Origin of the sequence: Methyloglobulus morosus KoM1 (assembly GCF_000496735.2) — a bacterium.
Lineage (GTDB): Bacteria > Pseudomonadota > Gammaproteobacteria > Methylococcales > Methylomonadaceae > Methyloglobulus > Methyloglobulus morosus.
The window spans coordinates 13,048-26,461 of sequence record NZ_AYLO01000088.1 but is presented as its reverse complement, the minus strand read 5'-3'; the positions used below and the strand labels follow the sequence as shown (position 1 = coordinate 26,461).

The 13,414-nt window shown below is 47.8% G+C and carries 6 protein-coding genes; all 6 read right to left on the bottom strand.

Annotated elements, in window-relative coordinates; genetic code table 11:
• Nucleotides 1-195: 195 nt before the first annotated feature.
• Nucleotides 196-3,303 carry a PAS domain S-box protein gene (locus MGMO_RS11490; RefSeq protein WP_023495220.1) on the bottom strand — a complete coding sequence of 1,036 codons (3,108 nt, stop codon included), beginning with the start codon at nucleotides 3,301-3,303 and terminating at the stop codon, nucleotides 196-198.
• A 252-nt stretch (nucleotides 3,304-3,555) separates the two neighbouring features.
• On the bottom strand, nucleotides 3,556-5,862 hold the full coding sequence (locus tag MGMO_RS11485; RefSeq protein WP_023495219.1) for a methyl-accepting chemotaxis protein: 2,307 nt from the start codon (nucleotides 5,860-5,862) through the stop codon (nucleotides 3,556-3,558).
• Nucleotides 5,863-6,186: 324 nt separating this feature from the next.
• Entirely contained in the window at nucleotides 6,187-6,813 is a 627-nt protein-coding gene (locus tag MGMO_RS11480) for a response regulator transcription factor (protein WP_023495218.1), read from the bottom strand.
• Entirely contained in the window at nucleotides 6,810-10,949 is a 4,140-nt protein-coding gene (locus MGMO_RS11475) for a PAS domain S-box protein (RefSeq protein WP_023495217.1), read from the bottom strand. The genes MGMO_RS11480 and MGMO_RS11475 overlap by 4 nt, the downstream gene beginning before the upstream one ends.
• Before the next feature lie 373 nt (nucleotides 10,950-11,322).
• Nucleotides 11,323-12,384 carry a hydantoinase/oxoprolinase family protein gene (locus MGMO_RS11470; protein WP_023495216.1) on the bottom strand — a complete coding sequence of 354 codons (1,062 nt, stop codon included), beginning with the start codon at nucleotides 12,382-12,384 and terminating at the stop codon, nucleotides 11,323-11,325.
• Nucleotides 12,374-13,384 (bottom strand): ATP-grasp domain-containing protein, encoded by a 1,011-nt coding sequence (locus tag MGMO_RS11465; RefSeq protein WP_023495215.1) that lies wholly within the window; start codon nucleotides 13,382-13,384, stop codon nucleotides 12,374-12,376. Before MGMO_RS11465 ends, MGMO_RS11470 begins: the two co-directional genes overlap by 11 nt.
• Nucleotides 13,385-13,414 lie beyond the last annotated feature (30 nt).

Sequence of the window (13,414 nt, the reverse complement as noted above, 5' to 3'; positions counted from 1 at the left end):
GATTTAGATGCACAGCTAAGCTAAACATCCTGCTACGCAAACACTAGGTTTCAAATGCCCAGCCGAATTGTTTACACCGGACGCATTTGGTTTTAAGCAGCATTATCCAGTGTTATCTACACTTTAACCTTGAAACCGTCCTATTAAGTTCTAGCTTCATGACGTTAAAAACTACCGGGCACTCTACGATGAATCTTAGGTTGTAAGGTTTTCCCCACCGCCGGATAGCCATTGCAACAATTTACTGTAAAGTAATGCGGGAACAACCGGTTTAACGATGCAGTCGTTCATTCCCGCCGCTAAAGCGGCATTCCTGTCCTCGCTAAAAGCATTGGCAGTCATTGCAATAATAGGAAGATTCCTAAAACCAGGCAGGGCACGAATTATTTCAGTTGCCGTAAGCCCATCCATTTCAGGCATTTGAATATCCATCAGCACTAAATCGTAGGGATAGTTCTTGATCATATCTAAAGCGATTCGGCCGTTTTCCGCCTTATCCACTGACAGACCGACGGAGTGCAGCTGTGCTAAAGCAACCTCCCTATTAATGACGTTGTCTTCCACCAACAGCAACCGTGCACCCGTATGGTTGAGCCTTAACAACTCCTCAGAATTTGCGACTTCGGGAAGGCGATGTCCTTGGGCGGTATCTTGCCCTTTTTGGAGAGCCGCAGTGAACCAAAATACACTGCCTAGCCCTAAGGTACTTTCCACACCCGCATCGCCCCCCATCGCATTCGCGAGATGTCGCGTTATCGCCAACCCTAATCCAGTGCCACCGTATTGTCGAGTGGTCGAAATATCGGCTTGATTAAATGCCTCAAACAGGCGAGGCAAGTTTTCTTGCGGGATACCGATACCCGTGTCTTGGACTTCAAATTGCAACAATAAGTCGCTATTTTTCTCTCTGAGTATTTTTGCACGAACCCTGATTGTCCCTTTTTCCGTAAATTTGAGGGCGTTTGCGGCATAGTTAATAAGCGCCTGGCGCAGGCGAGTGGGGTCGCCACAAAGCCAGGCGGGGACATCGCCGCAATCAAACTCAAGGGCGATGCCTTTTTGCCTGGCTTGACCGATTAACATCGAGTTGATGTTGTCAAAAATGGCTTCTAGGCTAAAGTTGATTTTTTCCAGCGTCATTTGCCCGGCCTCAATCTTTGACAGATCCAGAATGTCATTGATGATAGACAGCAGATGTTGTGCCGAAATATCAATCTGTTGGAGATATCTTTTTTGGTCGGTCGAAAGCCTGCTTTTTTGCATCAGATAACTTAAACCGAGGATCGAGTTCATCGGCGTGCGGATTTCATGGCTCATATTGGCCAGAAAAGCACTTTTTGCTTTATTGGCGGACTCAGCCAGCGCTTGGGTGGCAATCAGTTCTTGAGTGCGGTTCACCACCAGTTCTTCAAGATGGTGGCGGTGTTCTTCCAACTCGTCGGCAACACGTTTTTTATGGGTAATGTCTTGCTGTACGGACACGTAATGGGTGATTTTTCCGTCGGATTGGCGTATGGGCGTAATGTTGGCAAGTTCAAACGTTTCAGTGCCGTCTTTGCGTTTATTGATGAATTCACCACTCCAAGTTTGTCCGCCGCTTATGGTTTTCCAAAGGTCGGTATAAGTCGCTACAGGCGTTTTACCCGAATTTAATATCCTCGGATTAAGGCCTATAACCTCATCTAGCGTGTAACCGCTATTTTTGAAAAACGCTTCGTTTACGTATTCAATATAGCCGTTACTGTCAGTGATTATGATGCTTTCTGGACTTTGCTGGACAGCCTTGGCAAGCTTCCGAAGCTGATTTTCTGTTTTTTTGCGTTCAGTGATATCTTGTACAGTCGCTATCCTGTAAAGAATATTGCCAAAAGTATCTTTGATACTGACAAGATCGACTTGCGCATCCATGCTGGAACCATCTTTACGTTGAAATACAGCCTCAAACCGTACCTTGCCAAACTGGTCGGCGACGACTGTGTAAGTTTTTAACTGTTCGACACTTTCAGGTTGGTATAGGGATAAAATTGCCATGCCCTCAACTTCTTCCGGCTTGGCATAACCCAATAAACTTACAAAAGCAGGATTACAGGTAACCAGGGTTTGAGTCTTCGGGTCGTCGATTGCAATGCCGTGTGCACAATAGTGAAATACATCGATCCAACGTCGAGTTTCGGCAGCCAGGCGTTTGGTCTCCGTGATATCCTGGATGGTGCCGATCATGCGCACTGGGTTGCCGGAAATGTCGGTTTCCAATAGACCGGCTTCCAAAAGCCATCGCCCCTCTCCTGCTTTGGGGAAGGTGCGGTATTCGATAGGCGCTGATTTATTGCCAGCCAGGCAATCTTCATCCCAAGTTGCGACTGCAGTGCGGTCGTCTGGATGAATCAACTCAAGAAACTGCTTCATCGTGGGCGGGTGACCTGTTTCGGGCGAGAGCCCTAATAATCGGAAGGTTTCATCGCTCCAGATGACACGTCCCGATTCGATGTCCCTTTCCCAACTGCCAATGTGGGCAACCGCTTGTGACTCAGAAAGATGCCGTTCTTTCTTCATTAACATTTTTTCAATCTGTTTGCGATCGCTGATATCGATAACAATCCCACGGTAGAGCACCTGTCCGCTTTGCTCATCCAATTCTGGCAGCCCACGCGCCATTAACCATCGCTCCTTACCCTCAATCAACTTGGCAAGCCGCCACTCCAGAGTTAGCTCATCATGCTGTTTTAAGGCACGGCTTATCTCTGCGTTCACGGCAGGTTGGTCATCAGGATGGACAGTTGCAAACCAGGCTTCAAAGGAGGGTTGGCAGCTCTCAGGCTCTATTCCGTAAAGTTGCCAAATGCTCTCGCTCCATTCGTTGGCATTCGTTGCTGGATTCCATGTCCAGGCTCCAGCCTTTGCGGCGTAAAGCGCTTGTGTCAAGCGCTTGTATTCAACATCAAGCCCTAGGGCTTTGATCCGCTGTAACTCTGCAGATGAGCGACGGAACCGTTCAAAAACCAAACTAAATAATAGTCCTGTAACGATGAATAAGCTTATCGGGAAAAAATGACGATAACCGTTAATGTCCCAACTGAATTGCGGGTCTTCGAAAAAATACACGTCAAAGATAGCGACAAGGCCGGTTGCAATGACCCCACCCAGCAATCTTCCTATCCAGGCGCTTAACATTACGGCAGGATAAAAAAACAGCCACCTCAGCAGGGGTAATTGCGGCCAGATCATCCATTGAAAATACAATGCCAGTACTGGCATGAATACAGATAGAATTAACCTAAAGCCGATTATTTGATGGGAAGGCATAATTTATTCAATCGTGGCATTGGGTTAGCCTTTTTGTAACTATCTGTTATGTTAAACAGTTCGTATCTTGAAACAATCAATACTCAACTATCGGGTAAACAATCATTGATTTTCTGCTGCGAATGTCAAGGCCGATAATTACTTAACACCTCAAAAAATTATCTTAAAAATGGCATTTCATGTATTTTTATTATAAAAATCAATTAGCTAGTCAAAAATTTTACGGATTCTATCCCGTTACAATTGTGTAATCTAAAACTCAGTCCAATCATCATCATTTTGCTGACGAGTTTGAATGGTGCTCGTGGGTAGTCGAGGCGTTGTTTTTTGCGGAACAACCCGTAAATTAGCAACGGGCCGTTTGGGGGATCGGATTTCTGAATCAAGCCGAAATTGAGCGACGGTATCACTCAAGGCCGATGCCTGTTCTTCCAGTGACTCGGCAGCAGCGGCTGCTTGTTCAACAAGTGCAGCGTTCTGCTGGGTAACGTCGTCCATTTGGGTCACCGCTTGGTTAACTTGGTCAATACCAGCGCTTTGCTCAGCGGATGCAGCGGCAATTTCCGACATGATAGTAGCGACACGTTTGACTGAGGACACAATTTCATCCATGGTCTTGCCCGCTTCGCCCACTAATTTGCTGCCGTCTTCGACTTTCTCGACCGAATCGCTGATCAAGCCTTTGATTTCTTTGGCCGCCGCTGCAGAACGCTGCGCCAAATTGCGTACTTCGCTCGCCACCACCGCAAAGCCACGGCCTTGTTCGCCTGCCCGTGCAGCCTCGACGGCGGCATTAAGTGCAAGAATATTGGTCTGTAAGGCAATGCCGTCAATCACACTGATAATGTCGACGATCTTGCGGGAACTTTCGTTGATGGAATACATGGTACCGACTACTTGCTGCACCACGCTGCCGCCTTTGATTGCCACATCCGATGCCGTCAATACCATTTGGTTGGCTTGCCGTGCGTTGTCGGCATTCTGCTTAACTGTGGAAGCCAGCTCTTCCATGCTAGATGCCGTCTCTTCCAGGCTGGCGGCCTGTTGTTCAGTGCGGTGCGATAAATCGGCATTACCGGCGGATATTTCCTTAGCGGCGGTGTTAATGGAATCCACTGCCACCTTGACGGCGATTATGGGCGTAACTATCGTTTCCAGTGTGGCGTTGATGCCTTCCACGATTTTTCTGAAATCGCCTAGATGTTTACTGGCATCGGCACGGGTTTGAATACGTCCATCCAGGGCGGCTTCGGACAGCATCGTCGTATCTGCGATAAGTGCTTTCATATGGTCACGGACCTGCTCAATGGTGTCATTGATGAAAACTTTCTTGCCTGGGAAACGTTCTAGCGGTGCATCGAAATCGCCTTCACCGAAGGCTTTGACGCAGGCCATGGCTTTATTGTTGTCCTGGATGTTTCCGACAACCATGTCATTGACGCCTTGCGCCATGGCTTGATAAAAGCCCCGGAAACGAGAGGTGTCGATCAAGGTATCAATATCGCCCTTTGTTTGTTCGTTAGTCACGTACTGTAAGCTTTCGACAAAGCCTTTGAGGATGCTTGTCGTCCGGTTCATGCTTTTTTTGTACGTGTCGTAATCACCTTGATAGTCATCGGAGATTCGATCCGGCAAGACACCTTCGGCAATCTGGTGGAGGTAATTACCGACAACATTGAACGGGCCTATTATGACATCCAGCATCTGGTTGATTTTTTCGGCGATATCCCGGGTAAAGCCATTTTTGTCGTCTAGCGAGATACGTTTGGACAACTGCCCGGCGATAGCGGCTTCGACTAAGGTATTGACATCTTGTTGCGCCGCCACTTCTTCGGTACGGTCGGCCCATTCGACGACAGACCCTAAGCGCTGGCCTAGATCGTTGATGATTGGGTTGGCGGTCAGTTGGAAAGTTCTCGCACCCACTTTTATCTGGGCCCGGTGGGTGTTGGTGAAATTAGCCAACAAGCCCCTCTGGTGTTCCGGATGCTTATGGAACTGGTCCATGTTTGAGCCCAATAGCCGGGAAGAATTAAAGTTGGGCAAGACTTTGCGCAGGTCGGTTTCGGCGTTTGCCAGCATTTCCGCCACTGACTTATTCATGTAAGTGATGTTACGGTCGTTGTCGGCGATCATGACATTGGTGGTGACATTGTCCAGGGCTGCTTTTACGCGCTGATTTTCGACTGCCATGCGGCTCGCCTTGCCCAACATGTCGATAGTAGCGTTGATGTTGTCTTTAAGGGCGCGGCATTCGCGAGGGAAGTCGTCCGTGATTTTCGGTGGAATTTCGCCCTGGGCGATGCGTTCCAGGTAACTGTTCGTCAACTCAAGGCAAACCCGTAACTCAACGTTAGTGTCGGATTCACGCCTGCCATCCGAGATGCGGCGTTCTTGAATGACCAGGCTGTTTTTCAGTGCCTGCATCAGCGGGGCAACCGCGTCGCCACCCGAAGTGTCGATAGGTATAGAAAAATCGCCTAATGACATTTTGTCTACGATTTTTACTGCCTCATTGATACGGGATTGTAGTGCCTTTGCGTTACCAAAAAAAAACATGGAAGAGTCCCTTATTCATTCTACGCGTTAAAAGTTAAGGCTAAGTTAGTGAATCAGCCCCAATTGTTAAGGATTTCCGGCCAAATAGATTAGGCGGGGAATTTTTAAGGTAGTGGGCCAAAAATAACCCTGAATTAGGTCAGGCTGGATATTTCAGGAGACTCCTTATTAGACTTAATTTAAGCTGAGAATCCTGATATTTCTATAAGTGCAAGCACTTACACGGTTGATCAAGGTCACAGTTTTTAAGGATACTGACCCTGCTTATAAGCCATAAGGTTTACCCATACATGCCCGTAAGCAGGAGGTTTTAGTGTTGAAACATCAAATCTTTGTCTTTAATGCAAAGTTGTTTATTTCGCACAGGCGTGACAGTTCCAAGAAGTTTTGGCAGCCTGTTTTTTTTAAGATCCGTATCCGGTGAACTTCAACAGTACGGTGACTGATGCCTAACCGATGGCCGATTTCTTTATTGGGGATACCCGCTATGGCTAGCGGCAATATTTCCATCTCACGTTCGGTAAGGGTGTTGACAAGGCCATGAAAGCCTTGCTCCTTGTCCATGGATATTTCTTTCTCGGCTTCTTGATCCAGCACTTCGAGAATACGTTTGATCAACGCATCACTTTGGATGGGTTTAGTCAAAAAATCAACCGCACCCGCTTGGATAGCTCGAACCGACATGGGAATGTCACCATAGGCGGTGAGAAATATGATTGGCAAACGGATTTTAAGGCGGTTCAACTCGCGTTGCAATTGGGGGCCATTCAAACCCGGCAGGTTGACATCAAGTATCAGGCAACCCGAGCCTTCTGGGCGATACTGTGCAAGAAACTGCTCTGCGTCGGCAAAGGTTTTGCACTTCAGGCCGGCGGTTTCTAAAAACATGCGAAGCCCATTTCGGACTGCACCATCATCATCAACAATGTAAACACAGGGAGCGGTAGTCATGAAATAAGCGGTAAGGTAAATTTGACACTAATTCCGGCATCGGCGTTCTTCTCCGCCCATATTTCACCCCCATACGCTTCGATTAAACTGCGGCAGATAGTAAGCCCCATCCCGATGCCCGTTTTTTTCGTGGTATAAAAGGGTTGGAAAATCATTTTTAGTTGGCTATCATCGGACACGCCAACCCCTTCATCATATACGCTTATCTCCACCATATTTGGGTCGTCCGCTGAACGGCGGGTGCTAACCGTCAGCGTCCCCCCCGAGCTTTTGCCGCTGTCAAGCATGGACTCCAGGCCATTATTAATGAGACTGATCAGAATCTTTTGGATCTGTAACCGGTTGGCCTTAACGGCTGGCAAATCGAAATCGAGATTCAACAGTAGTTTAAATCTGTCAAACGTTTTTTCCGCATCAATAAACTGCCGAACATCATTCAGCAATCGATTGATATTGAAAGGCTCGATGCTGGTTTCCCCTTTATACAAAAGCCCTAACAGTTGGGGAATAACTTTACCGGCACGGTGAACCTGTTGGCTACAGGTTTTCAGGGCATGGCTAAGCTGATTTGAGTCCGCATTACCGCCCTGGAGCATTTTTACGGCGGCATCGGCAAAATAGGAGGCGGCAGTAAGCGGTTGGTTCAGTTCGTGGGCGATAGCCGCCGCTGTCTGGCTAGCAATATGTAACTGGGACGTTTTTTCCAGCGTTTTACGTTGCTGCTCCAACTCCTTCGCCTTCCTGAAATCCGTAATGTCCAGATGGATACCCACCATGCGCACTGACTTTTCATGTTGGTCGTTAATTAATGCCGCACGACTGTGAATCCACCGATACGTACCGTCTTTATGCTTAAGGCGGAATTCCAGCTCATAATTTGGCATCAAATTGTTGATATACTTTTTGACTTCTTCTAAGACATTAGCCTTATCGTCTGGATGTAGGCGGCTTTCCCATTCCTCGTACCGATTCGGCAATTCATGGTCTTCAAACCCCAGTTGCTGCTTCCATATTGTTGAATAAAAGACTTTATTTCCTTCAAGCTCCCAGTCCCAGTAACCCGCTTTCAGTTCAGCCATCGCAATACCAAGTCGCGTCTCAGTATCGTGGAGCTTGGCTTCTGCAAGCTTGCGTTCGGTTATGTCTTGGGCGAACCCTATCAGCCGTACCGGTTTGCCGTTAGCGAACGTGGCCGCCCCGAAAGCGGCTATCCAGAATGTCCGATTATCAGAAGGGCGGACAATGCGGTATTCGACAGAGTATTCGCCATTTCCTTGAGGATCTAACGCCAGAGCCAATGCATTTTCGATATTTGCAAGGTCTTCGGGATAAACCCCGATTTTACAAGTGTCAAGCGTTACAGGGGTATTGGGCGCCAAACCCCAAAGCTCCCGGAGGCGTTCGTCCCATTGCATTTCACCGCTCGCCAGATTGTAATCGAAGATACCTAACGCCCCGGCTTCTTGGGCAAGTCGAAGCCGCTCTCTGCTTTCACGCAACGCTATTTCTGCAGCCCTAAATTGCGTTACGTCAAGGAAAGCCCCGACCGCTCCGCGTATTGATTGGCCATTGTTTACTAACGGTTTAGCATTGCAAATAATTGCGACAACCTGGCCGTCATGCCTATGGATATCAAGAAACTGGTTGATTACCGCTTCGCCGCAGATCGCCCGCTGCATAGGCAATTCATCGACAGTCAGTTCATGGCCTGCTTCAAAGACATGATAAGTATTGGCCGGGATGCTTCTAAAGGAAAGTTCGCTATGCAAAGGTAAGCCCATCATTTCTTCCAGTGCGCAATTCCCTTGGATATGCTTGCCTTCCAGATCATCGCTGATTGCTAAACCGATGGGGGCGGTGTCGAAAATCGCCTGCATTTCATCGATTCGGTGCTGCAGCCTTTGATTTAATATGCTAATTTCCTGCTGCGCTTGCTTGATTTCACCGACATCCACTACCAATGCCACAATACCTTTAACATGGCCGGAAGCGTCCATGTCCGGGACATAATTGACATGAATCCAACGCGGTTTTCCGGTTTTATAAGGCATCAGGAAATCGCAATGGATTTCCTCGCCAGCCATGGACTTCTCTATAAAAGGCTTGATCTTTTGCCACCCATCTTCTCCGATAATATCTTTGATCTCATTGCCAATAATACGTTCTGCAGGAATACCTAACCATTTGTCGTAGGTCGAATTTGCCCGTACATAACGGTAATCGGTATCAATATAGGCAATTAATGCCGGCATTGCATTGATGATGAGACGCAATGCATTTTCCTGTTCTTGTATTGCTTTTACGGCATTTTTAAGTTCAGTAATATCGGCTACATGTACAACGATACCCTTGACGATTCCGGCTTCATCCTTATCGGGGACAAAAGTTACCTTTGCCCAGCGAGAGACATTGTTTTTGTAAACATGATTTTCTTCATAGCCAGAAATCTCGCCTGCACGTGCACATTCAAGGTAAGGGGCAGCGATTTTCCAGATATTTTCACCAACGACTTCCTTGACGGTATGGCCGATAGCATCTTCCATAGCGACACCAAACCATTCTTCGTAGGTCTTATTGACACGGATATACCTGAAATCGGTATCTATATAAGAAATCAGTGCCGGCATTAGGTTCATAATTAGGCTTAACTGGTTTTCCTGTTCGAGCAGTTTTTGCTCCGCCAACTTACGTTCCGTGATATTGGCAACGTTCACTACAATCCCTTTTACATTGCCCGACGGATCGATATCGGGGACATAGTCAACGTGTACCCAGCGATCAACAGCGCCATGGTAATCGAAACTGACCGCTTCCCCTGACCGCGCCCGCTCCATATAGGGCTGGATATCTTTCCAGGCCTGTTCGCTGACGACTTCCCGCACTTCGCGGCCAAGTATTTGTCCTGGCTCTTTGTCCCACCAAGTTTCGTAGGTCTTGTTGATACGCAGATACCTGAAATCAGTACTCAGATAAGCGACCAGGTTCGGGCTCAGGTTCATGATGATCTCCAGTTCCTTCTCCCGATTGAATAATTCCATTTCGGCAATTTTTCTGGCGGTAATATCTATCTCCGACCCTGCCATCCTGACAACGTTGCCTAGCTCATCCCTTTTGGCGATGCCGCGGTCCAATATCCACTTCCATGTCCCATCCTTACAACGTATTCGGTATTCTTCGTTAAATACGGGGGTTTTACCTGCAAGGTGCAATTCCAATCCTGCCATCATACGGCCTTCGTCGTCAGGATGGATGTTGTCCCGCCAAACGCCAAGCTCATAAAGGTCTTCGTCAACAGGATAACCATGTAAGGTTTTCCAACGGATGGAGTAATGAACATGATTGGTAGCGACATCCCAATCCCAGATACCGCCTTGTGAACCCTTCAGCACCAGCTCGTAGCGTTCATGGATTGTTTGCGTCGCCAGTTCTAATTTTTTACGCTCGGTTATGTCCTGAACGATACCGAAGCCTCCCAGTAATTTCCCGTCTTTGGAAAAGTCCAAGACCGCTTTTTCATGGACCCATTTGACTTCGTCGCCAATGACAATCCGGTGTTCGATATCGTAAGGTTGGCCGCTCAAGGCCTTTTTGCCCTCTTCGGCAACATAGGCCGTGTCTTCCGGATGCACGGCGGCAAGAAATGTTTCATAGCTTACTGCCGACCCTTCGGGAATACCGAAAATACGATAAGTTTCGGCAGAGCAATACACTTTATTAGGTTGTCCATTGAAGCGCCAACTGCCTATTTGGCCGACTGCTTGGGCAAGTTCAAAATTTTGCCGACTTTCACTTAGCGCTGTGAACAGTTTTTGTTGGGAGTTGGAGATAGCAAGGATAATCGCGGATAAAAGGCTAAATCCCAAATTTAAGGTGATCGCCCATAACGGATGGCTAATCCAGTCTGAGGGCAAGACCAGCCAGTTAACCCCAACTAAGGATAAGCCTATTGCCAGCAGCCCAGATAATGCACCGCAACAAAATACGGTTATGACTACTGCAAAAAAGAACACTATCCACTCGCCATGCCCGGTTTCTCTTATAATCGGAACATAGCGTACCGCGATGGCAGCAAAGGCAACCGCCAGCACTGCCAATCCGTAACGGATCCAAGCTGCTTGGTTGGCGAAGTAAGGCATAACCGTCCTGGTTACTGGTTAGTGTGCGCGTCATTGTATCAACAAAAATGTAAGGCAACAAAGTTATGAAATATCACCCCAATAACCTCTCAGCATCGGTGATTAGCTTGTTTCAACAGTCCACCGCTTTTCTTGGTATTGATGTAGCATTGGCGGCAAATAGCGGTCTTTTGATGGGATACCGAAGCGCTAGAAACCAAACACGGGGATCGGATTATCCCTGGTCGCGCACTGATTGCCCCAGAGGGAAATAATTAGCCGTGAAGTTGAGTGTGTTCAAGATTATGTCGAAATACAAGATGGACCGCCAATCAGCTGTATGTCAGTCACCAGCCGATTATTGCGACCCGTGGCTTGTTAATCGCCCTGTCAACTAAACTACGCGCGTCATCAATTCACTTTCCAAACAAGCCACAGCGACCGCCGCTGCACAATCAGCCTTATCATGGGCACCATTTTGGACTACCGCTCCCGAAAATAAGTCCGAAAAATCCAAATAAGTGCAACCCAAATCTTGCGCTAATTGTTTGACCAAAAACCTGCCTACGCCAGCACCAATCAAAGGCGTATTCCTTGGTAACGGAATCCTCTTCATTTGCTGTTCGCAAGCCTTTTGGATTCTTGCCAATTGCTGGGATCGAAGGTTGGCGGCAAACAATTCCCAACGCAGAAGCTCATTCTCGTCATAATCGCAACCTATCATCCGAGCTAGGCGTTTAGCGCTGGCCGCTACGGTCTTCCCTGCGCCATCGGCCGTTTCGCATTGGTCATGCCATTCATTCAATTCCCCGGTTAATCGGTAGACATCCGCCATCGTCGCAAAATATTCTGCCATTAACCCCACGTCGTTGCCTTTGTCTCGGGCGGACTGTGCGACTGCCATCACGGCAGTCCTGACTATGCCGGTATAAACCAGTTCTTGGGAAATTAAGCGTTCGTAGTCGGTATAGCCCTGGGCCAACACCTTGCCGCCATTTAACAATAAAATGTCGGTCGTGGTGCTGCCAATGTCCAAGAACAAACCCTTATCCACTTTATGTGCAGCCCAAGTTGCACTCGCCAGCCAATTGGCTGACGCGATATTGCCGCAATGGCTGGGTTGAATTTCACTTATCCCCAATAAGCCATCCTTACCTGCATAGACAATTACCTCGCCATTAGGCAAGAGATTTTGCATCGCCGCCAGGATTTTTTTTACGCCATCATCCCTGCCGTCGAACAAATCCACCAATTCACCCGTCATGGTCAGCACATGGCGACTAATCGGCATATCCGTTTCGATTAGGATGTCTTGTACGGACTCATGGAGCTTATCCAGGCCCTTCCACAACTGACAAGGCCGCTGATATACGGCCACGACCCCTGAAGGCGACTGGATGACTGCGGCTTTGAGGTGGGCGCCGCCAATGTCCCAGCCCATGATGTTAGTTGGCATCGTTTTCCTTCCCGGTTATTGTGATGTAAATCGGTTGATTTCGCGTCGGTTGCAGTAGTGGATCGCCTGCGAGCAAACCCAGGACAGCTTCGGCACAGTTAACACCCAGCGCCTCATTCAGACCTACATACGATGAGGTAAGGCGTGGATTGATCTCCAGGACAAGAATTTGATCGGACGTTTCTATCAAATCAATGCCGACATAACCCCACAATTCGGGCATTGCTTTTGCAACTTCGTTAAGCAAATGCCGGTATTGGGAAATATCGGGAGTGAAATTCACGGTGATCCCGGCCAAACGATATTGCTTATTGATAAGGTCGAAATGCTGACGATTAGCGCACAGCAACCACCCTCGACCCTGTTTAAACAAACAGGACAAACTGGTTTTTTCGCCTGGAATATGGGGCTGGACAAGATATTTCCCCTTATCAAGATTGGCCGTTATCGTGGCAAATGCATCGTGATCTGTGACTAAATAGCTATCTTCACAACCCACCCCATCGAAGGGTTTTATTAACCATTCGCCGGACGTGAAACCAAAATCGGCTAAGCGTTGCGTCGGCACGGTAGCAATCGAATGTTCCTTTAATCGCCCATAAGTCAGCCATTTATCTCCGGCAACGGCAACAGCACTGGCAGGGGATGTCAGCAAGATTTTTCCTGACCGTTCCGCTTCTTCACATAAGGTTTGCAAAATGGAGCCGCTTTCCGGCGCTATCGGCCAAACGGCATCATACAATGCCGTCAGCCGGGTAAATTCTTGGTGACAATTTTTTTCTGAATCAATAATATGACTATTTTTCAATTGATGGGGTAGATTTTCAACCATACGGGAATCCAGCATGATGAATACTTCAACAGAAGTTATCTTTGAAAGCCCGTCAAGCAAAGACCGTAACATCAGCAAGCCTTCCCTAGCGAGGGATTCGGGAAGATCCGACTTATTAAAGCCGCCGCCAGTGATATACTCAAACACCAGAATTTTTAATTTTTTCATGCCAGGGATTTTACCATTAAGCGCGCTTGC